At 33.3% G+C, this 21,907-nt stretch carries 24 protein-coding genes; 13 read left to right on the top strand and 11 right to left on the bottom strand.

Annotation, left to right across the window (positions count from 1 at the left end):
• Positions 1 to 58 precede the first annotated feature (58 nt).
• From D778_RS04140 to D778_RS04130, 3 genes are all read left to right on the top strand, one after another.
• Complete coding sequence (locus tag D778_RS04140) at positions 59 to 1,297, top strand: 3-deoxy-D-manno-octulosonic acid transferase (RefSeq protein ID WP_007647957.1); 1,239 nt, start codon at positions 59 to 61, stop codon at positions 1,295 to 1,297.
• A 118-nt stretch (positions 1,298 to 1,415) separates the two neighbouring features.
• Positions 1,416 to 1,766, top strand: coding sequence for a hypothetical protein (locus tag D778_RS04135; RefSeq protein ID WP_007647956.1), 351 nt, complete (start codon positions 1,416 to 1,418; stop codon positions 1,764 to 1,766).
• 226 nt (positions 1,767 to 1,992) lie between these two features.
• Positions 1,993 to 2,826 (top strand): universal stress protein, encoded by an 834-nt coding sequence (locus D778_RS04130; RefSeq protein WP_155949868.1) that lies wholly within the window; start codon positions 1,993 to 1,995, stop codon positions 2,824 to 2,826.
• Between the two features lie 3 nt (positions 2,827 to 2,829).
• Here D778_RS04130 and D778_RS04125 read toward each other — a convergent pair whose 3' ends face one another.
• The 11 genes from D778_RS04125 to D778_RS14345 all read right to left on the bottom strand — a co-directional run bounded on the left by D778_RS04125 (position 2,830) and on the right by D778_RS14345 (position 13,915).
• Complete coding sequence (locus D778_RS04125) at positions 2,830 to 3,171, bottom strand: hypothetical protein (RefSeq protein WP_051052626.1); 342 nt, start codon at positions 3,169 to 3,171, stop codon at positions 2,830 to 2,832.
• Positions 3,172 to 3,436: 265 nt separating this feature from the next.
• Positions 3,437 to 3,886, bottom strand: a complete 450-nt coding sequence (locus D778_RS04120; protein WP_007647952.1) for an Hsp20/alpha crystallin family protein — start codon at positions 3,884 to 3,886, stop codon at positions 3,437 to 3,439.
• 115 nt (positions 3,887 to 4,001) lie between these two features.
• Entirely contained in the window at positions 4,002 to 4,421 is a 420-nt protein-coding gene (locus D778_RS04115) for a hypothetical protein (protein WP_007647951.1), read from the bottom strand.
• 39 nt (positions 4,422 to 4,460) lie between these two features.
• Entirely contained in the window at positions 4,461 to 5,834 is a 1,374-nt protein-coding gene (locus D778_RS04110; protein WP_007647950.1) for an MBL fold metallo-hydrolase RNA specificity domain-containing protein, read from the bottom strand.
• A 3-nt stretch (positions 5,835 to 5,837) separates the two neighbouring features.
• Positions 5,838 to 6,674, bottom strand: coding sequence for an ATP cone domain-containing protein (locus D778_RS04105; protein ID WP_007647949.1), 837 nt, complete (start codon positions 6,672 to 6,674; stop codon positions 5,838 to 5,840).
• A 49-nt stretch (positions 6,675 to 6,723) separates the two neighbouring features.
• Complete coding sequence (locus D778_RS04100) at positions 6,724 to 7,575, bottom strand: universal stress protein (protein WP_007647941.1); 852 nt, start codon at positions 7,573 to 7,575, stop codon at positions 6,724 to 6,726.
• Positions 7,576 to 7,598: 23 nt separating this feature from the next.
• Positions 7,599 to 8,447: a universal stress protein gene (locus D778_RS04095; protein ID WP_007647940.1), complete on the bottom strand. Its 849-nt coding sequence runs from the start codon at positions 8,445 to 8,447 to the stop codon at positions 7,599 to 7,601.
• Between the two features lie 578 nt (positions 8,448 to 9,025).
• Positions 9,026 to 9,406, bottom strand: a complete 381-nt coding sequence (locus tag D778_RS04090; RefSeq protein WP_238307559.1) for a hypothetical protein — start codon at positions 9,404 to 9,406, stop codon at positions 9,026 to 9,028.
• Between the two features lie 17 nt (positions 9,407 to 9,423).
• Positions 9,424 to 10,266 carry a universal stress protein gene (locus D778_RS04085; RefSeq protein WP_007647938.1) on the bottom strand — a complete coding sequence of 281 codons (843 nt, stop codon included), beginning with the start codon at positions 10,264 to 10,266 and terminating at the stop codon, positions 9,424 to 9,426.
• A gap of 84 nt (positions 10,267 to 10,350) precedes the next feature.
• The gene (locus D778_RS04080; protein ID WP_007647937.1) at positions 10,351 to 11,406 is read right to left on the bottom strand and encodes a response regulator; all 1,056 of its coding nucleotides are present in this window, start codon (positions 11,404 to 11,406) and stop codon (positions 10,351 to 10,353) included.
• A gap of 79 nt (positions 11,407 to 11,485) precedes the next feature.
• A complete protein-coding gene (locus D778_RS14345) occupies positions 11,486 to 13,915 on the bottom strand; it encodes a PAS domain S-box protein (RefSeq protein ID WP_007647936.1) in 2,430 nt (809 codons plus the stop codon).
• Positions 13,916 to 14,086: 171 nt separating this feature from the next.
• On the opposite strand from D778_RS14345, the gene D778_RS04065 reads away from it, so the two are divergent.
• The 10 genes from D778_RS04065 (at position 14,087) to D778_RS04015 (ending at position 21,889) form a co-directional block, all read left to right on the top strand.
• Complete coding sequence (locus D778_RS04065; protein WP_007647935.1) at positions 14,087 to 14,503, top strand: hypothetical protein; 417 nt, start codon at positions 14,087 to 14,089, stop codon at positions 14,501 to 14,503.
• Positions 14,503 to 15,402: a mechanosensitive ion channel family protein gene (locus tag D778_RS04060; protein WP_007647934.1), complete on the top strand. Its 900-nt coding sequence runs from the start codon at positions 14,503 to 14,505 to the stop codon at positions 15,400 to 15,402. Before D778_RS04065 ends, D778_RS04060 begins: the two co-directional genes overlap by 1 nt.
• Before the next feature lie 21 nt (positions 15,403 to 15,423).
• The gene (locus D778_RS04055) at positions 15,424 to 16,641 is read left to right on the top strand and encodes a metallophosphoesterase (RefSeq protein WP_040491354.1); all 1,218 of its coding nucleotides are present in this window, start codon (positions 15,424 to 15,426) and stop codon (positions 16,639 to 16,641) included.
• 77 nt (positions 16,642 to 16,718) lie between these two features.
• The gene (locus D778_RS04045) at positions 16,719 to 17,237 is read left to right on the top strand and encodes a hypothetical protein (RefSeq protein ID WP_007647932.1); all 519 of its coding nucleotides are present in this window, start codon (positions 16,719 to 16,721) and stop codon (positions 17,235 to 17,237) included.
• Between the two features lie 63 nt (positions 17,238 to 17,300).
• Positions 17,301 to 18,596 carry an MgtC/SapB family protein gene (locus D778_RS04040; RefSeq protein WP_007647930.1) on the top strand — a complete coding sequence of 432 codons (1,296 nt, stop codon included), beginning with the start codon at positions 17,301 to 17,303 and terminating at the stop codon, positions 18,594 to 18,596.
• A gap of 146 nt (positions 18,597 to 18,742) precedes the next feature.
• Positions 18,743 to 19,198, top strand: a complete 456-nt coding sequence (locus tag D778_RS04035) for a pyridoxamine 5'-phosphate oxidase family protein (protein ID WP_007647929.1) — start codon at positions 18,743 to 18,745, stop codon at positions 19,196 to 19,198.
• A gap of 12 nt (positions 19,199 to 19,210) precedes the next feature.
• Complete coding sequence (locus D778_RS04030; RefSeq protein ID WP_007647928.1) at positions 19,211 to 19,576, top strand: arsenate reductase family protein; 366 nt, start codon at positions 19,211 to 19,213, stop codon at positions 19,574 to 19,576.
• A 13-nt stretch (positions 19,577 to 19,589) separates the two neighbouring features.
• Complete coding sequence (locus D778_RS04025; RefSeq protein ID WP_007647927.1) at positions 19,590 to 20,474, top strand: DnaJ C-terminal domain-containing protein; 885 nt, start codon at positions 19,590 to 19,592, stop codon at positions 20,472 to 20,474.
• Between the two features lie 2 nt (positions 20,475 to 20,476).
• Complete coding sequence (locus tag D778_RS04020) at positions 20,477 to 20,773, top strand: chaperone modulator CbpM (RefSeq protein ID WP_051052632.1); 297 nt, start codon at positions 20,477 to 20,479, stop codon at positions 20,771 to 20,773.
• A gap of 12 nt (positions 20,774 to 20,785) precedes the next feature.
• Positions 20,786 to 21,889, top strand: a complete 1,104-nt coding sequence (locus tag D778_RS04015; RefSeq protein ID WP_007647925.1) for a DUF6920 family protein — start codon at positions 20,786 to 20,788, stop codon at positions 21,887 to 21,889.
• The last annotated feature ends 18 nt before the right edge of the window (positions 21,890 to 21,907 follow it).

The following is a 21,907-nucleotide window of genomic DNA, read 5'->3' as shown; positions in this document are numbered from 1 at the left end:
AAACGTTAACCAATGAAATTTTGTCAAAGAAGTGTATTTTAGCATTAAAGATTTAAAATTGCAGCTTATTTATAATTTTGGTATTTATGTTACGCAACTGGTGTTGAAAGGTATTTCAATTTTTAACCACAAAATAAAACTTGGAATAACAGGTAGAACACACACATTCAAGATCTTAGAAAACAAGATTTCCCAAACAGACAAGACCCTTTGGTTTCATTGTGCCTCTTTAGGCGAATACGAACAAGGACTTCCTGTCTTTAGGGAATTACGCAAAGACTATCCCAAACATAAAATAGTTTTAAGTTTCTTTTCCCCTTCTGGTTACGAAATAAGAAAAAACACCAACATTGCCGATGTGGTGATCTATCTTCCTTTTGACACCAAATCCAATGCAAAAAGATTTCTGGATTTGGTACATCCAGAGTTGACCATTTTTGTGAAATATGATATATGGCCAAACCTGTTAAACGAATTAAATTACAGAGGCTTAAAAGCCATTTTGATTTCTGCTTTGTTTCGGGACAATCAAATATATTTTAAGTTTTATGGTGGCTTTATGAAAAAGGCTTTATTTGCTTTTCAGCATATCTTTACACAAGATGAGACTTCAAAAAAACTCTTGCAACGCATAGGCTACAACGATGTTTCTGTTTCTGGAGACACCAGGTTTGATAGGGTTTACAACCAGCTTGAACAGCATAATTCCTTGGATTTTATTGCGCATTTTAAAGGGGATAACCTTTGTGTTGTTGCTGGAAGCACGTGGCCTGAGGACGAGGTTTTTTTAATAGATTACATCAATTCATTGGAAAATAGCGCTAAAGTGAAATTTATTATCGCTCCACACAATATTAAAAAAACTCAGATCCTTAAATTAAAGCAAGCTTTTAACAAAAAAACGGTTCTCTACTCTGAAAAAAACAACCACACAATTGCTACCTATCAAGTTCTTATTTTAGACACCATTGGATTACTTTCCAAGGTTTACAGCTATGCCAATATAGCTTATGTTGGTGGTGCAGCAGGAAAAACCGGCTTGCACAACACCCTGGAACCAGCTGTTTTTGGTATTCCTATTATTATTGGAGAGCACTACAACCATTTTCCAGAGGCCATAGAGATGCTAAAAAATCAAGGGATGTTCTCCGTAAAAAACGCCAAAGAGCTACATCAAATATTGGACAACCTTATAAACAACAGCACATTACGAAAAACTTCTGGAGAAAAAAACCTAAGCTACATAAAAAATAATCGAGGAGCTGTCATCCAAATCATGTCTTTTTTACGTACATAAAGAGATTAATTTACGGACTTGTAACTATTATGTTAAAAAATGTTAACAAAACTTGCAAAAGTTACACAATTAGTTATTAAATTCGTGGTATTAATTTTTAACACTAAAACTTTAACTAATGAAAAAATTATTATTAAGTACTGTATTGTTATTATGCCTAAGTTTAACTTTCACTTCTTGTAGAGATACAAAAAATGAAAATGCTCAAGACGCTGTAGAAAATGCTGCTGAAGACGCAATGGATGCTGCTGAAGAAGTTGCTGACGATGCTGAAGAAGCTGCAGAAGATGCAATGGATGCAACTGAAGAAGCAATGGACGAAGCTGGTGAAGCTATCGACAATGCTGCTGATGCTGCTGGCGAAGCAATTGACGACGCTGCTGCTGCTACAGAAAAAGCTGCCAATGATGCTGCCGATGCAACTAAAAAAGCTGCAAACGACGCTGCTAATGCAGTTAAAGGAAACTAATAACAGTTTACTTCAAGAAAATTATAAGACCCTCAAATACTTGAGGGTCTTTTTTTTTGCCTAAATTGACCAAAATCATAGCTGTTGCACTATTTTTTTGATAATTTTAGGTTTCCTTTTTATTGAAGTTGTAGTTGGAACTTAAAATCAATTAAGTTTTTAATGATACCTTTTCTAATAAAGATTGGAATTTCAGAAAGCTAAAAACAAGTTATACCAAAAACACATGAAACACATTTTATTACTAACAGATTTTTCTGAAAGTGCAAAAAATGCCACTAACTATGCCTTGCAATTGTTTCAAGACCAAGCAAGTTGTTTTTACATGTTACATATTCCTCAAAAATCGGTTTATACCACAAGCGATTTAATGGCAGCTGGCACCAGTAGCATTTACAATTCTTTGGTAAAAAAAGCCAAAACCAAACTAGACAAATATGTTAAAACCCTTGAATCCAACTCAAGCAATAAAAAGATAAGCTTTGAAACCATTGTGGATTATGATGTGTTAACAGATTCTGTAAACCAAATAATAAGCTCTAAAAAAATAGATTTAATTGTTATGGGAACCAATGGTGTCACTGGAGCCAAAGAAGTGGTTTTTGGCAGCAATACCATTAATGTAATTAGAAAAGTAGATTGTGCAACTTTAGTGATCCCAAAAGGATTTCAATATAAAAAACCCCATACATTGTTTCTTCCATTAGATCAAACAGATTCTTTAAACAGCAAGGCTTTTTTAAAGCTTTTGTCCTATGTTAAAACATTTAAAACCTCATTGGATGTGGTACGAGTGATTCCGCAAGATGAAGGAACTCCTGAAGCACAAGACCAGGAACATCTTAAAACCAACCTGAAGGATACAACATTTGAATACCAATTGGTTAAAAACAAAAACATTCATGAAGTTGTGGCTCAATATTTAAACAAAAACAAAGCAGACCTTATGGCATTGCTTGTACAAAAGGAAACTGCATTTGAACGTTTTTTAACAGCTTCGGATACCAAAAAAATAAGCGATGACTTAAAAGTGCCTTTATTTATTTTTCACAGTCATTGAAAACTAATCCAATAAACGCTGTTGCTTTTCTTCTTTCATGATGGTCTTGATATGCTCAAAAAAACTTGTTTTAAACGTATGGTAAGTCTGTTTAAATTCTGATAGTTTAAGGGCTAGTTCTTTGTGTTCTTTTTTGTATGCTGTTTCTTCTTCTAACTGGTTAATGCCATCTATTAATATTTGCAATGAATTTCTGTGTGCTTTAACAACCTCTATCAACTGGTTTGTGTCTTCTTGAAACTTATTTAACCTTTCAACCAATTGCTTGCTGTCCTCAAAATAATTGGGATTTATCAATTGTAATGTGTAAGATTTGATAAGGTCGTCAAAAAAAAAGTTGTTCATCTTTTACAAAATTCAACTCGGAATACCAATTCAAAGTAGCTTGGTGCATTTCTGAAGCACTTAGCCATTCTAGATATTTTGTTTCAAATGTAAACATGCTGTTTGTATTTAAAAAAGCTGCCTGATTGGTTAATATAACTTTTAAGGCTTGATCAATATATTCAATTACTAACTAACCAACCATATGGAATTTGACCAAAGCCTGTCTAAACCAGACAAATTATACTTATTGTTTCAGGCAGCCTACTATTAACTTAGGGGAATGCTATTTAACTTCTATTCGTTTTCTATTGGATGGCTTTTCTGCTTCTTTTTTAGATAACTGAAGTTTTAATATGCCATCTTTATAAGTTGCTTGAGCCTCTTTTTCTGTATTGATACTGGCAGGCAATTTCAAAGAACGTTTAAAGGTGTTGTAACTAAATTCTTTTCGGGAATAGTTGTCATCTTCCTGTTCTTTTTCCTTGCTTTTCTCTCCACTTACATGAAGGATGTCGTTGTCAATTGAAACTTCAAAATCTTCTTTGGAAAAACCAGGTGCAGCAAATTCTATTTGAAAATCCGTTGGGTTCTCTTTTACGTTCATAGCTGGCATTAGGCTATCTTCAGAAAAAAAGTCGTCGTTAAAAAAATCATCAGATCCTAAAAAGGATTTTAAGTCTGTATTACTCCAAGGGAATAACCTGTTTCGATTGTTAAATTTAATAAGTGACATGATATTAAGTTTTAAGTTAAACTTTTTATTTGTTACTAATTTAACCAGCAAAAACCTTTTTTAAAATGATAATTATCAGTTGGTTATGTTAAAAATTCTTAAAATTGCAAACCTGTTATGCTGTTTTAATCACGCTTTTAAAATACTGAAACAGATCCTGCTTAAATTTTGAAGTTTGATTGCTAAACTGATGGATATACTGCTCCAATTCATTATGGGCATTTATAAAATAATTGTCGCATGCAAGCTCATCGCATTCTATTTTATTTGCAATTTGATTGGCGTGAAAATTGGCATCAATTATTAACTTCCCAGATTTGTGAATGCGTTTGTCCAATTCTTTTTTAAAGTGTTCCAACCTTTCAAAAAGATCCATGGTATTTGGGTTAAAAATTTGAGCCTGAGTTAAAAATTGCAAAAACTGAAGTTCTTCTTTTACAATTTGAAGACTTTCTATGTGATTGAGCATGGTATATTGTAGCTCTTCAATAGATTTTTCCCTATTAAAACCCTTATAATCTTGCAGTGTATTCATGGTTTAAAATATTACAAAGTATTGTTTAAATATAAACATTTAAAGCACCAAAGTGTCTACACTTTTTAATTTTGGTATGGTAGCATTCCAGTTGTAAGTGTCTTTAATCTTAACCCTAAACGCATCCAATGCTGTTGGTTCCCCATGAATTAAATATACTTTTTCTGGAATGTTTTTTATTTCGCTCATCCAATTTAATAAATCTTTTTGATCTGCATGAGCCGACAAACTCTCAATGTGCTTTACCGAAGCTTTAACTGGATAATATTTCCCAAAGAACTTAATTTCTTGCGCGCCTTCCAAAAGTTGTCTTCCCCTTGTTCCTTCTGCTTGGTATCCTACCAGTAAAACAGTAGTGGAGCTTACATCTATTAATTGTTGCAGGTAGGTTAAAACCCTTCCTCCGGTTACCATACCACTTCCTGCAATAACTATTTTGGAGCGTTTATCGTCTACGGTTTCCCAAGTTTCTTTATAAGATTCCACAATGTTTACATGATGACACATGGCTCTATATTCTTCGTCTGAAAGTTTGTGCCAGTTTGGAAATTGTTTAAAAACCTCCAACACGTTATTTCCCATGGGACTATCTATAAATATTGGAATGTTGGGAATTCGGTTTTTTTGATACAGTTTCCATAAAATATACATTAGGGTTTGCAACCTTTCCACTGCAAAACTAGGGATAATTAAATTTCCTTTTGCGTGTATGGTGTTTATTATCAGCCCTGTAAGCAAACCTTCCACATCTTCTTCTGGATGACATTTATTCCCGTAGGTGCTTTCAATAAATAAATAATCTGCCCACTCTGGTCTTTTAGGATTGTCCAATAAGTAGTCGTTGGTTCTGCCAATATCTCCAGAAAACACAAACCGCTTCTCAAACATGTCCAACTCTATAAAGGTAGCACCAATAATATGGCCATTGTATTGAAATCTGTAAGATATGTTTTCAGTAAGTTTTATCCATTTATTTTCTTTCTCAGCTTGAAACTTTCGTATGGTTTTTTCTGCTTCGTCAGTAGTGTAAAAAGGCAATGCTGGCTCATGTTTGGTATACTGTTCCTTGTTGGCTTTTTCAGCTTCTTCCTCATGAATTTTGGCACTATCCCTTAAAATTATTTCAGCAATGGCAAGGGTTGGCGCTGTTCCCACAATCTTGCCCTGAAAACCTTGTTTTACAAGTCTTGGCAAATAGCCAACATGGTCCAAATGGCCATGGGTTAACAAAACCACATCTATTTCCTCTACATCCACAGAGAGGTCGTCCCAATTTAATTCCCTTAATTCTTTAAGACCTTGAAACATGCCACAATCCACTAACATATTTTTTTGGGTGGTTTCTATTAAAAACTTAGATCCAGTTACCACGCCAGAAGCTCCCAAAAAATGTATTTTTACTTTTTGTTCCATAATTTAACTGTTACAAAGTTGTTTAATCTCATTTAGTATTCTTTCTTTTCTGGTTTCTGAAACTCCCAAATGATCCAAATAAAAAGCGTCTCCTATTAAATCCCTACACAAGACCACGTCTCTGCTTAACAAAAATTGTTTTTCCCTATTGGTCAATAAAGTTGAAACCGTTATTGGATATAGGCCCAATCTATCAATTTTATCTTTTAGGCCATCTTCTTTTGGGTGGTCCCAACTCAATAATTTTAAACCCACACAATTTCCATAATGTAAGGCATCTTGGGTAAAACGTGTATTGGTAACCACATAACCTGCAACTAATTGGGTTTTATGTGGTTTGGAATCCCAATGCTGTTTTACATCTTTAAATCTGGCAGCAATGTATAGTGGTACTTTTACGTTACAGTTTCGTCCTTCTTCACTATGGAATTTACATTCCACTATGGTTGTTTCCCCATTTTTATTTGCCACTACATCTATTTCATGTGAAACACATGTTCCTTGCAAGATTTTACCAACATCGGTTTTATAACCGGAATAAGTAAATATGGCAGCTATGAAATTCTCGAAAGGGAAGCCTGTTGGACCAAGTTCGTATATGGCTTTTTTCAATTTGTATTTGGATGCAAAGTAGCTTTTTTTCTTCTTAAGCAAGGCAAAAGCCCTATTGTAAATTTCTTTGGTTGAAATACCTTGGTACAGCTCGTCCCTAACCTTATCCAATATTTGGTTAATAAGGTCTGCATCTGCTCCAGATCGTTTTAAGGAAGCCCTGAGTTTTTCTAGGGAAAATTTCACTTTTTCACCTGAGGATTTCGTGATTTCTATGTTAGGGTTCATGGCTGCATCTTTAATTTATGGTATTATTAAAACGAATGGGTTAATCCATTCAATTATTGGCCATCTTGGATGGGATTACAAGAAATGGAATGTTTAAATGAAAGCCTATTTGGTTGATGGTGGATTTAAAAAACAAGTTTTCAAAAAACGAATGTTTGTTGTTAATCATAACCAAAAGATCAATTCTGGTTTTGTTTTGAAAATCGGAAATTGCTTTGGTTATTTCTTGGTTTTTAACACTGTGAAATCTAGACGTAATATTTTTAAACAAGCTTCCCAATTTGGCCATGTTTCTCTTTTGCTCTTCGGTTAAATCTTTACCATAGGACACATTCAGCACATGTACTGTGGATTGATAGCTTTTGGACAACTCGACTATAGGCTGAATTTGTTTGTTTTGATAATCAATTTCGTAATCAGTAGGAAATAAAATGTCTAGGGATGGCTCAAATTTAAAACCATCAGGCACTGCCAATACAGGACATTTTACCTGCTTGAACACATGAACCGTATTGGAGCCAAATAAAATTTCCTTTGCGCCTGTGGCACCTTTGGTTCCCATAACTACATAGTCTATTTTGTTTTCTTTAACCTGTTCTGAAATTTCAAGCGTTAAGGTGTTAAAAACTGCTTTAGACTCGAAGTGATGCTTTGGGTTGTTAAAGGTTTCCTGGATCCTGGTTTCAAAATCCCTTAAGCTTTTTAAGGCCTGCTCCCTTATAACATCTGCCAAATCAAACTGAGACGTACTTACCATAACATACTCTACATGATACACAATTGGTGTGTAAGTATGTAATAGATGAAATGTACATATTTCGTCTTTAAATAAGTGCAGTGCATAGGAAATGGCATTCCATGAATTTTCTGAAAAATCTGTTGGTAACAATATGTTTTTCATGATACGGAGTTTTAATAAATGAATTAAATACGTTTGATGTTTTGCATTGCCAAAAACGGAATTTCCAGTTCTAAGGTAAGCCTGGAAACCCTATTTTGAAATAAGATATCCTCTAAAAAAGATTGCCTGGTGTTTACCATGACAAGCATATCTATGTTATTGGTTTCAATGTATTTTAATATGGATTTTGTGATGTCTTTTTGCTTAATGGTAATAAAGTTGATTGGGTTTTTACACAGTTCGTTTTTAACAAACTCCCTATTGTCTTCTTGTCTCATGGACAGTTTATCAGACATTGAAATATAAACCATATCTATGGTAGCCCTAAAAGGTGATGCCATATCACAAAACAATTTAAGTTCCCTTCTTTTATAAGGAATCATGTAATTGGTTGGGAACATGATGTGTTTTGGCTGTGTATATTTATAATTTTCTGGAATGGCCAGAACAGGACAGGCCACATATTTTAAAACCTGCAAGGTGTTAGAACCAAAAGTCATGCGTCTATCGTTTGTTTCGCCTCTGGTTCCCATAACAATAATGTCTATGTTTTCTTTATCCACAATTCTATCTGCCTCATCCACCAAAACACTATTTGCTGGCAAAGCAAAATACTCATGCCTAGGGTTTGGCGAAATTTCTTTAATCTGTTTCAAGACATTATCCAACTTTTTGGTTGACGCGTTATGCACTTGTTTGGTAACTGTTGCCAGTTTATTCCTATTAAGCACAGTTTCGTCTGCATAAATTTCATCTTGATAGGCATGCATGATATAAAATTTGCTTTTGTGGTACTTAAAAAGTTCCAAAGCATATTTTATGGCATTCATTGCATTGTCTGAAAAATCTGTAGGTATCAATATTTTTCTCATGAAAGTGGTATTAATATTAACTTTAAATTTAGTCAATACTAGAAAGAAAAACTATGATAAATATCAGAAGGTGGCAAACCATGTAAAAAACAAAAGCGAGAAAGTTTTTACCTTTCTCGCTTTGTTAAGAGTTCTATAGTATTCATTAACTTTTTTAAAATATTAACCCATCTTAAAAATCTAATAAAGACTTATTAAACAAAGTTAAACAACTACTCAAGAATCTTAATTTTGGTTATGTACTTTAACACAATAACCTTTAACCATATAAACACTATATTTATAGGATAAAAGTAAACTATGTTTAAGATAAAAAATATGACATTTATCAGTTTTCAAAAATAAAATCAAAAAAGCCAGAAATTAAATTTCTGGCTTTCTCAGATTAATAGCTTAAATCTAATAATGATTCCTCTGTCATTGTTAGAATTTTTTTTTAAAAACCCATCTAAAGAAATGGTTTTCAAATAAACTAGTACATCACGAAGTAATCTATGTTTTATTTATGTAATAAATATAGCGACTATTTAAAAAAAATAAAATGACATCTGTCATGTTTTGACATTTTTTTTAAAAAATCAATAAGGCACAATATTATAGGCAATATTTAAAAGTAACACTCCCAACAGAAAAAGCAACATATAAATTACCTGTACAAATTTTACGTTTATATAGTTTAGTCTTTTTACAGTTTGCCGGGGAAATGTAAATAAGGCCAAGCCCTTAAACAAGGCTATCCAACCTATTAAGGTTATAATAAGCTTCCAATTGGCTTCCCAGACATTGTGCAATAGAATGTTTATCAACCCAATAATAATGGCCACAAACGAAGCAATAATTAAAAATTTCTCGTCTCTTAAGTCATTGAAAATTTGTTTTATGCGTTTGGGATTGAAACTTAAAATCACAAAAAACACGATGAGGTACCAACCCCAGAATTTGGCTAGTAAAATAGACATGTCCATAATTTTTGTTTTTAATTATGTAACACCAAAAACGGAATATTTATATGGTAACTTATTTCTTCCACTTTTGAATGAAACAAAATTTGTTGAAAATAATTAAGGTTTTTAGCAACCATAGTTATCATATCTATATCTCTGCTTTCAACAAAACATTGAACTGCTGCTTCAACTTTTTTGTTGGTTAGAAAATGAAAACTATGTGTGTTTGCATGAAAATAATCTTCAAGCAACTCTTTGTTTTTTATTTGGTCCCTGTTTAATTCGGTTTGCTTTTTGCTAATATGAACAACCCTTAATGCTGCTTGGTTTTTCTGAACTATTTTTAAAATAGGCTCCAAGGTATTTATGTTGTAATGTAAAGAGAAATCTGTAGGGAAAGCCACTTCCTTGATGCTTTTGTAGGTTGCATTTTCAGGTACCACTAAAGTAGTGCAAGGCACCTTGGTAATAATGTCTCCTGTATTGCTGCCAATAATAACTTTTTTAAGTCCAGAAGCCCCTTTGGTACCCATAACTATTAAGTCTATGTTATTTTCTTCAACATGCTCACGTATGGATTCCACAAAAAAATTATAATCTGAAATGGTATAGAACTTATGCTTTTTATTTTGGGACTTATATGCAGTGACACGTTTTAACATAGCTCGTAACTGAGCCTTGGCAGGTTTGGTGTAAACATCTTCAATAACATCCTGTGTAGGCAAATATGGCGCATCGTTTAAAACCACATGGCTCAATCTGTTAACATGTAACAGAAAAAAATTACAGTCTATTCCCTCATGAAAATCTATAGCGTATTTTATGGCATTCCATGAGTTTTCTGAAAAATCTGTGGGCAATAGGACATTTTTCATTACTTAATAACTTAAAGCTCAAAAATAAGCCCACCAAGTAACTTATAAAATGATATTCATCATATTGCACTTACCTTAGGGCAATTAATAGATTTCTTTAAGTTTTTCCAGGTCCAAAATTTTTATATTTCTACCTTCCACTTCAATAAGACCTTGTTTTTTAAAATAGGTCATGGTCCTTATTAAGGTTTCTGTTGCAATTCCTGCCACACTTGCTAAGTCGTTTCTGGAAATCCTAATAGGTTCGTTTGGTTTTCGGTTTAACTTTTCAGAGAATTGAATGATTGTTTGCGCTGTTTTTTGATTTACAGATCCGTAAGCCATTTGCAACAACTGCTCTTTAACATGAAATAAATTGTCTGTAAGTAACTGTATTAATTCCAAGGTTACCAAATGGTTTTTTTCCAACACTTCCTTTAAGACATTTTTAGAGACACTAACCAAGGTTGTGTCTTTAATGGCTGTTGCAGATTCATGATAAGGTATGTTTTGCATAAAGGATGTGTAGCCAAACAAATCATCTTCTTTATAGAGTGCCGTTATAAGCTCTTTGCCTTTCTCATCAAGAATATGACATTTCACAATTCCCTTACTGATAAGGTATATGGTATTGGAATGGTCTCCTTGTTTGTAAATAATGTCTCCTTCGGAATAGTGTATGGTTTCACCATTATCGTCTAAAAAGTTTTTAAGGTCGTTTAAGGTTTTTAGCTCATCGTCCTGGTTTTGCAGCGCATGCTCAGCTGTCTGAACATTGGATTCTTTAAGAATGGCTGCTTTTGCCAATCGGCTTTCTATGGCACTTATTAAATCTACTTCGTTAAAAGGCTTGGTGATATAATCGTCTGCACCTAAATTCATGCCTTTTCTCACATCTTGTTGTTCGGTTTTGGCCGATAGAAAGATAAAAGGGATGTGCTTGGTCTCTTGGTTTTTAGACAATTCACTTAATACGCCATAACCATCAAGTTCTGGCATCATGATATCGCAAACAATAATATCTGGAAGACTGCTTTTAGCCATAACAACTCCCATTTTTCCATTGGAAGCTGTTAAAACCTTATAATTTGAAAGCTCCAACAGTTCGGCAGTGTTCTCCCTTAAAACAACATCGTCTTCAATTAATAAAATGGTTTTCATTTGTTTTTTTAGTGTTTAATATGGTCTTTTTCAATATACTTACTCTACAATATTTTTCAATTTTTTAAAAAAAATAACATTACAGCAGGTCTTTAGCTGGCTTATTGGGTATGGTAATGGTAAAGGTTGTACCTACTTGCTCCTGACTAGCAAATGTAATGGAGCCTCCCAAGTTTTCAATATGGTTTTTTACAATGTTTAGCCCAATACCTGTACCTTGGGTTGTTAATACGTTTTCGGCCCTAAAATAACGGTTGAATATATTTTTTTGATCTTTTTCTGGAATACCTACACCTTGATCTTTTATTTTAAAAACGGTTTGGTGTTTATTTTGGGCAATTGCTACATCTATATTGCTATTCTCTGGGGAATATTTAATGGCATTATGTATTACATTGGACAAAGTAAGCTCTAATATTTTCTCATCTTGTTGCAACGATATCTCATCAATGTTTTCTGGATATTTAATTTTCTGTCCATCTTTTAAAAGCATGTTGGAGTTGTAAATAACTTCATTAAGGACCTTACTTAATTTAAACTCCTTAAAATGGTAATTAACCTTACCAGATTCCATTTTTTCTACAGATAAAAAATCGTTTAAAATATTGTTTAAATTGTTTACAATATTCGTTATGGTATTTATATGTTTATCGCGTTTTTCCTGTTGGTCTACCATGGTGTATTTTTTTAGCAACATGGTGGATGTTAAAATACCACTTAAAGGGGTTTTAAATTCGTGAGACACTAAAGACAGGAACTTTGTTTTTAACTCATTAAGCTCTATTTCTTTTTTAAGGGCTGCTTTTAATTCTTTGGTTTGCTCGTCTACTTGTTCCTGTAAGTTTTTGGCATACCTTTCCAATTGGTTTTGGGTTTTTACAATATACTTATTGGTTAAATGTTTTTCTATAGCTATGCCTGCCAATTTATTACCCACCTGAACCACCTGTTTATTTAGGTTTGCAAAGGCCATGTTTTCTTTTCTATAAATGGCAAAAACACCCAGAGGAACGTTTTTGGAAGAAACAATAGGAGTTGTCCAGCAAGCTTGCAGACCATGAGGTGAAACCAAATGCTTGAAGTTTTGCCATAATGGATGTGTCTCAATGTTCGACACAACCAGTTCTTGCTCTAAAAACGCTGTAGTGCCAGTACTATCTACATGTTCACCTATTAACATGCTATTTATGTTCTTTGAGTAGGCTTCTGGCAAGCTAGGAGCCACGAGACCATGTAAGTTTTGAGACTCTTGATCCAGCAATAGTATGGATACATAAACATCTTCAAATTGCTCTTCAATTAAATACGCAACATCTTTTAAGGTTGTTTCTATGGGTGTATCCAAAACTATTAATTCCAGGATACGGTTTTGCTTGATTTTAAAAAACTCCTGTTTTTTTCTATCGGAAATATCCAGAATAATGGCCACAAAAACTTCTTTATCTTCAAAATTGGATAATTGCAAGTGGACCTCCACAGGGTATTTGCTGCCATTTTTTCTTTCGTGAATGGTTTCAAATCCTAAGGTTTTTACTTGTTTTTTCAATAACGGATCTACCTGATTTTTAAATTTCTCTAAGGTGTATTCTGGTTTAATATCAGCAGGAGTCATGTTTTTTAACTCTTCAAGGCTATAACCCAAATTTTTTATGGCTCCATAATTAACATTTAAAAACTTGAAACTCTTGGAATCGAACACATAAATCTCATTTAAAGATTCATCTAAAATAGCTGCAAGGTGTGCTTGGTTTTCTTCGGCCATTTTACGCTGTGACACATCGTTTTGGATCCCTATAAAATGAGTGACCACACCAGCATTGTCTTTAATGGGTGTAATGTGCAACTCGTTCCAAAACATGGAACCATCTTTTCTGTAATTTCGCAACACCACATGACAACTTTTTCCTTTGGCTACGGCATTTCTAATTTTTTTAATGCTTTTTTGCTCTGTGTCATTGGCTTGTAAAAACCTGCAATTTTTATTTAGTATGTCTTCTTGTGTATATCCAGTAATTTTTTCAAAAGCAGTATTGGCATAGATAATTGGATGGTCTTTCTGTAAAGCATCGGTTATTATAATTCCATTACTTGCGTGTTGCAAGGCTTTACTTTTAATGTGCAGCGTTTTTTCAATTTCAACACGTTTGGTAATGTCTACAACCAAAGCCATTACAAAGGACTTGTTTTCCACTACTATGGGGTTTAAACCCACCTCTATGGGAAAAACAGTGCCGTCCTTTTTAGCTCCATGAAGCACTTTATCCATTCCCATGGCCCTAGCTTCTTTATTTTTAATGAAACCTTTAAAATGATGTGTGTGTGCTTTGTGGTATTGAACGGGAATTAAAGTATCCAAAGTCTTGTTAATAAGCTCTCCTTTTGCATAACCAAACATGAGTTCTGTTGCCGAATTTATTGCTACTATATGCTGTTTTTCGTCTACAATAACAATACCTTCTGATATCGCTTCAGTTAGAATTTGAAAAACATCCTGATTGCTTGTAATCATGCTAAATTTTAAAAAATTAAGATTCCTTAAAGTTAAGTGTTTTTTATAAAATTGATAAAAATTATCCCCTTAAATAAATGTTAGATTTTAGTTAAACCAACTACTGATGAATATCATTTCATTTCTATTTATCTATCTTTAAATTGTTTAAATTATCAATACATATTTATTATGGATAACAAAAAACATTTAAACGTTCGTTTTTACGAAATCCTTGGCAAACTTTTCTATGCCATTGCAGCAACAGATGGTGTGGTGGAACCTGTAGAATTTAACAAATTAAAAGAATTGGTTAAAAGCAAATGGCTGGAGGTGGATGACTCTGAAGATAATTTTCATACAGATGCAGCTTTCCAAATAGAAATTGTTTTCGATTGGTTACATGAACAGAACAATTTGGACAGCAACAAGTTGTTTAACGACTTTGTGGCTTATAAAAAAGAACAAAGCCATTTTTTCACCCCTAAGATCAACAAGCTAATTATAAAGACTGGTCATGAAATTGCAAACAGTTTTTCTGGCAAAAACAAATCGGAACTCATTCTTTTGGCCAAACTGGATATGGAATTAAAGAAACATAATTCATAATGAACCACATAAACAACTGGATTTTAGAAAACCCTACCCTTTATAGCATTATTAAATATGCTATGATTGTGGTTTTTGTGTTGCTTATAATTCAGTTATTAAGACGTTTTTTAAAAAAGAACATCTCAAATTCTTCAGCTCGTTATAAGTCACAAAAGGGAATTGAATTTATTGGGTACGTTTTATTGGTTATTCTTTCCTTTTCCTATTTCACCGGAAACATTAAAGACTTTACTTTAGCTATAGGGTTGTTCTCGGCAGGTATTGCATTTACACTTCAAGAATTAATTTTAAGTATAGCTGGCTCTATCTATATTTTTGTTGTTAAAGTTTACAAGCCTGGAGACAGAATAGAAATAAACGGCATTAAAGGAGATGTTATAGATGTAGATAGCATTTATACCACCATGATGGAAATTGGACAATGGGTATCGAGCGACAATTATAGTGGCAGGATAGTAAAACTAAGCAATGCCTTTGTTTTTAAAGGACCTATTTACAATTACTCACAAGACTTCCCTTTTATTTGGGATGAATTTAATTTGCCCATAAAATATGGTTCGGATATTGAATTGGCGAAATCTATAGTAATAGAGATTGCTTCAAAATCTTTATCGGATTTTACTGCCAATTCCAAAGCACAGTGGAAAGAAATTGTAAATAAATACTATGTTGAAGATGCACAAGTTGAACCAACGTTGGCCATTACCCTAACAGACAATTGGGTTCAATTTAACTTAAGGTATATTGTAAATTACAAAAAACGTAGAATTACAAAACACGAATTAAACGATAGTATAAGAAAAGCTATAGAAAGTACAAACGGTAAAGTAACCTTAGCCTCTACCACTATTGAACTTGTTAAAATCCCTGAAATTAAAGTTGATGTTACTAAATAAAAAAAGAAAGTATTTAATGACATGAAAAGTTATTCCCTATTTACTATTATACTATTGTGCTTAGCCATTTTTGTTGTGGATTTTTTGGCGTTTTATTGGCTACAATCCATTACTGCCCTTATAGCATCCACATTTTTAAAAAACACCATCAACATCCTGTTTTGGTTTTTTACCCTAGGACTTATAGCAGCCATAATCACTTTAAAACTAAGGCTGGACGACATACAACCTAGAAGAAAACAACTGCTTATTTCCTCTTTATATGGTTTGACCATTTCTTCTTTTATTCCCAAAATAATATTTGTGATCGTAATGGCTGTTTTCTACTTCACCAATTATGTGTTTTCAGAAAATGAGTCGCATATTGTTATTCCTCTTATTGGTTTGTTTGTTGGTTTCTTGCCATTTTTTGTAATAGTGTATGGCATTTTTAAAGCCAGGTATCATTTTAAGGTTCATCATGTTAGTTTAAAGTTTAAACATTTACCACCTGCTTTTCATGGCTTAAAAGTGGTACAGATTTCCGATTTACATTTAGGCAGTTACAACCACAAGTTTCATATTTTGGAAAGAGCCATAAGAAAAATCAATCAACTGGAACCAGACTTATTGTTTTTTACTGGAGATTTGGTAAACAATTATGCTTGGGAGTTGCGTGGCTGGCGAAAAGCTTTTAGGCATTTCTCTCCAAAAATTGACAAATATGCTGTTTTAGGAAACCACGATTATGGCGATTATAGCAAATGGGATTCCGAAGAAGCCAAAAAAGAAAATTTCAATGCCATTAAAACGTTTTACAAAGAAAATGATTTTAAATTATTATTAAATGAAACCGAAATCATTGAAAAAGAAAACCAAAATATAGCCATAGTTGGTGTGGAAAATTGGGGAAATCCACCTTTTAAACAATATGGCAATTTGCAAAAAGCCTTAGAAGGCACAGAGCAGATTCCTTTTAAAATCCTCCTCTCCCACGATCCGTCCCATTGGCCAGAAGAAGTGATAGAGCACACCAACATAGCTTTAACCCTTTCTGGACATACACATGGCATGCAAGCAGCTTTTAAGTTAAAAAATAAAGAATGGAGCCCTATAAAATACAAGTACAAACATTGGGCAGGTTTGTATGAACAAAACAACCAATTTTTATATGTAAATAGAGGCTTGGGCTGGCTTGGTTTTCCTGGCAGATTGGGTATGAGACCAGAAATAACACTCATGGAACTAAAAAAAGCATAACATGGCTAAACTGATTTATGTCATAGTCTAAAAAACTTAAATATACTAAGTTAGCACTTGATATAACACAGAAAATCATGTCTAGAAAAAAAACAATTGTCATTTTAATTTTAAGCATTCTTGGAGTATGTGCCATCTTCTTTGCTTGGTATAAGTACAATTTCTCTATGGACAAAGCCAAATCCTTTAGTATAAATGATTCTAATTATCCAACAAAACTCTTAATTGCCACACAAGGCAGTGAATTTAAAAATACACTTACAAATCAAGTGATAGACTATTTCAAAGAAGATTCTATATTCATTCAAGTGATAGATATTTCCCAATTATCTAAAATAAAATCTTCCACATACAATGCGACCTTATTAATACATACGTGGGAAGGTTGGGGCCCTCCAGTTGAAATAACAGATTTTATACAACATCAGACAACCAACTTAAATAAAACCGTGGTATTTACAACTTCAGGTAACGGAACCAATAAAATGGACAATGTAGATGCTATTACTGGAGAATCTAAAATTGATGATATACGCTTATTTTCAAATAAAATTATAGTTAGACTCAAACCACTGTTACAGTCTCATGTTAATTAAATTGGTTCTATTTTGTGTATCTGAAACTTAAAAGACATCTTTAAATTTTACACTAAAAAATTCATGGAAGATTTACTTCTCATTCAAACCGATCATTTTGAATTATCACAATTGGATTTCATAAAAAGGGTTTTAGTTGCTTTAGGTATTGGGTTGGTTTTAGGTTTGGAAAGAGAATTTTCCAACGCTGATAAAGATGAAATTTTTGCAGGCTTAAGAACGCTTTCCATTGTTTCACTTTTAGGTTTTTCCAGTGCTTTGTTAAACTACTTAATTAATCCATGGTTCTTTAGCATTGGTTTTTTAAGTGTTATTGTAATTGTGGCAATCTCATATTGGGTAAGCTCCAACAAAGGAGATATAGGCAGTACCACAGAGTTTACAACTGTTTTTACCTATTTGCTTGGTGGCTTAACTTTTCTTGGGCACATTGAATTAAGCTTGGCTTTAACGGTAGTTATAGTGGTTTTACTTTCATTAAAAATAAAATTCAAGTCCATTGTTGGCCAAATTACACAAACAGAATTATATGCGTTTATTCGTTTTGTAATAATTGCCTTGCTCATTTTACCCTTTCTGCCAAACACTAATTTTGGCCCCTATAATGTAATTAACCCAAGTGAAATAGGCTGGATTATTGTTTTAACTTCAGGCATTGGTTTTATAGGCTATATTTTAATGAAATTCCTGGACTCCAAAAGAGGCTTGCTCTTAACAGGAATTTTTGGTGGTATGGTTTCCAGTACTGTGGTATCATGGATTTTTTCAAAAAGAAGCAAGGAACAGCCTAAATTGTCCAGCAGTTTTGCCATTGCCATTTTTGCTGCTGCAACAATAATGATTGGAAGGGTTTTAATCTGGGTGTTTATTTTCAATCCCACAATGATCAATGGCTTATTAACACCAATCTTTATCATGATTTTAACAGCTATTGGTGTCACTTTTTACTTTTATAAAAAACACAATGTTAATCAACTTGAGTCTGAAGAAATCCCTTTGGGAGAGCCTTTAAATATAAGAGATGCTGTGTTTTTTGGATTGATTTATACAGCTATTTTAATATTGGTAAGTTATGCCAGCAATAACTATGGCGACAAAGGAATATATATTTCCAGTGCCATTAGCGCACTAACGGATATTGATGCCATAACCATCTCCATGTCTAAATTGGGAGGAAATACCGTAGAGTTTCTTACAGCGCAAAACGCTATTCTATTGGCAACCCTTACAAACACCATTGTAAAAATTGGCCTTACTTTATGGTTTGGAAGCAAACAACTAAAAAAATATATTTTGATAGGTTATGGCTTGATCTTCATTGCAGGAATAGTTGGTTTTATCATTTTAAACAGTTTTTAACTGCTTGTTACTCTTATAAACACAGCATTAAACCAAACAAACCTTTCAGTTAAAAATTTCAAACTGATTTATGTCATAGCCATTTACAACAAAAATCTGTAAGTTAGTTGTATGTTTTAGCTAAAAACCACAATAACTACGTAAATATGATAACAACCCTAGAAACCAAAGAATGTCATTTCATTCTTGAAAACAATTACATAGGCCACTTAGGTTATATATTCCAGAACAAACCTTTTGTGGTTCCTATAACCTATTATTTTGATGCCAAGGAAAACCAGATTATTTGCTATTCTGGAGAAGGCCATAAAATCCAATCCATGAGAAAGAACAATCAGGTTTCGCTACAAGTTGCAGAAATAGCTTCAGTGAACAACTGGAAATCTGTTTTGGCACATGGCACCTTCCAGTTGTTTTTTGGCAACGAAGCCAAAGCCTACCTACACGAATTTTCTTTAGGTGTCAAGCATGTGATTACGGAAAAAGAGCATCAAACAGTCAATTTTATCAGCGATTTTTCCAGTAAAATCTATAAAGATGAAACACCATTTGTATTTATAATAAAAATTGAAGACATTACAGGAAAGAAACGAATTCATTAAACATTAATTTCAATGGGAGAAATAGCCACTTCAAACAGACAAATAACCTTGTATTACAGCTCCAAGTCCTCCAGGGCCAAACAAACCTTGGCCTATGCCAAAGCTGAAGGCTTGCCTATATTAGAAATAGACATCTTAAAAAACAAGCTTACAGGAACACAATTATTGGAATTGGCAGCCAAACTCAACATGGAAATAAAGGACCTTGTAAACCAAGAGCATCCTTCATATTCACAAAAGTTTGAGCCTCATGAGTTATCTGAAACCGATTGGATAAAAATGATCCAGCAAAACCCAGACATCATGAAACAACCCATTGCTTTGCGTGGCAACCTGTCCATTTTAGTGGAAACACCAACAGATATTATTAAAATTTAAAAATTCAATTAGAATGTCGTATATAGATTATTACAAAATATTAGGCGTTCCAAAAAATGCTTCAGAAAAAGACATCAAAAAAGCCTATAGAAAATTAGCCAGACTATATCATCCGGATTTAAACCCAAATGATAAGGAAGCTGAAAGAAAGTTTAAGGAAGTTAATGAAGCTCATGAAGTTTTAAGCCATCCAGAAAACCGAAAAAAATACGACGAATACGGAAAAGACTGGAAACATGCCGAAGAATTTGAAAAAGCCAAACAACAACAGCAACAATACCAAGGCAGTAGGCAACAACAATACCATGGCAATTTTGAAGAAAGTGATTTTTCAGATTTTTTCGAATCCATGTTTGGTGGTGGTTCCAGACAACATAGTAGAACCATGTTCCGAGGTCAAGATTTCAATGCCGAATTGCAACTGGATTTAAAAGATGTTTTTACTACGCATAAACGCACTCTCACAGTAAACAATAAAAACATCAGGATTACTATTCCTGCTGGAGTTGAAAATGGGCAAGTAATAAAAATAAAAGGTCATGGTGGCAAAGGTGTCAACAATGGTCCCAATGGCGATTTGTACATTAAATTCAATATTGTAAACAACACCAACTTTAAACGCGATAAGGAAAACCTGTACACAACCGTTTCTTTGGATCTCTACAAAGCCCTTTTAGGAGGAGACGTGATGGTTGATACTTTTGATGGGAAAGTAAAACTAAAGGTAAAACCAGAAACCCAAAACGGTACACAGGTAAAGCTTAAAGGTAAAGGTTTTCCTGTTTACAAAAAAGAAGGACAGTTTGGCGACTTATACATTACCTACAACATAAAAACCCCTACCAACCTCACCGAAAAAGAGAAAGAATTATTTATCGAATTATCAAAATTAAGATGATTATGGACAGAGACAATTTAATACCAATACAAGAGTTTTGTGCGCATTATCAAGTTCCTGAAACCTTTATCAGTTCGTTATATGATTATGAGTTGATTGAAATTATCACTACAGAAAACACTCAGTGCATTAGTGTTACACAAATAAGAAATATTGAAAAACTAATTAGGTTTCATTTTGAAATGGATATTAATCTGGAAGGCATTCACGCTATTTCAAATTTATTGGGTAAAGTAGAATCCTTACAAAACGAAATTAAAAGGCTTCACAACAAGATTGATTTTTATGAGGACCAATAACATGTTTTTAAGATGAAGTATCTATTTAGCTTCATCCTACTTGTTCATGCAGCCTTACATCTTTTAGGCTTTGCAAAAGCCTTTCATTTAGCAGAAATAAACACACTATCACAAAACATTTCAAAACCTATTGGAACATTGTGGTTCCTTACATTCCTATTGTTTTCTATAACTACAGCCACTTATATAAAGAACTATAGGTTTTGGTTTGTGTTTGCTTTTATAGCGTTAATATTATCTCAGATACTTATTTTAATGTTTTGGAAAGATGCCAAATTTGGCACTCTAGCCAATATTCTTATTCTAATCGTTAGCTTGTCTGCTTATGGCCAATTTCAATTTGACAAGATGGTTGAAAGAGAAACCAAAGAAATCTTGAAAGATGCTCAAACTAAAAATCCTTCATTTATTTCTGAAAAAGACATCTTACATTTACCAGAAGCAGTTAAAAAATGGCTGATAAACTCAAGGGTTATTGGGCAAGAAAAAAGACAAACCATTCAACTTAAACAAATAGGGGAAATGCGAACAAAACCCAATAGCAAATGGATGCCATTTACAGCTACACAAACATTTAATGTACAAATACCTGGTTTTGTTTGGGAGACCAAAGTGGAAGCCATGCCTTTTATTTGGATGCGTGGTAGAGATAAACTGTACCAAGGACAAGGTAACATGCTTATTAAATTGGCCAACTTAATTCCAGTTGTAAATGAAAGCAACAACAAGCAAATAAATTCTGGAGCCATGATACGTTTTTTGGCTGAAATATGCTGGTTTCCTTCAGCAGCTATAAACAACTATATTGTTTGGGAAAGCATAAGTGAAAATTCAGCAAAAGCAACATTAACAATTAAGGATATAAGTGTATCAGGTATTTTTAAATTCTCCACAGAAGGCGATATTACCTCTTTTGAAGCAAAACGTTACTATGGAGGCAAAACCAACTCCAAATTGGAAACTTGGCGTATAAACATGACTTCCCATAAAACCTTTGATGGTGTTAAAATCCCAAACAAAAGCAATGTAAGCTGGAAATTAGAAGAAGGTGATTTTAATTGGTTAAATCTGGAGATAATAGATGTAAATGGTGTTGTCAACAAAAAAACTGAATAATTCTTTTGCATTTGAGAA

The organism is Xanthomarina gelatinilytica (assembly GCF_000348685.1).
GTDB classification, from domain to species: Bacteria; Bacteroidota; Bacteroidia; order Flavobacteriales; family Flavobacteriaceae; genus Xanthomarina; species Xanthomarina gelatinilytica.
Note: the sequence above shows the minus strand (reverse complement) of the source record. Positions and strands in the feature narration are given on the sequence as shown.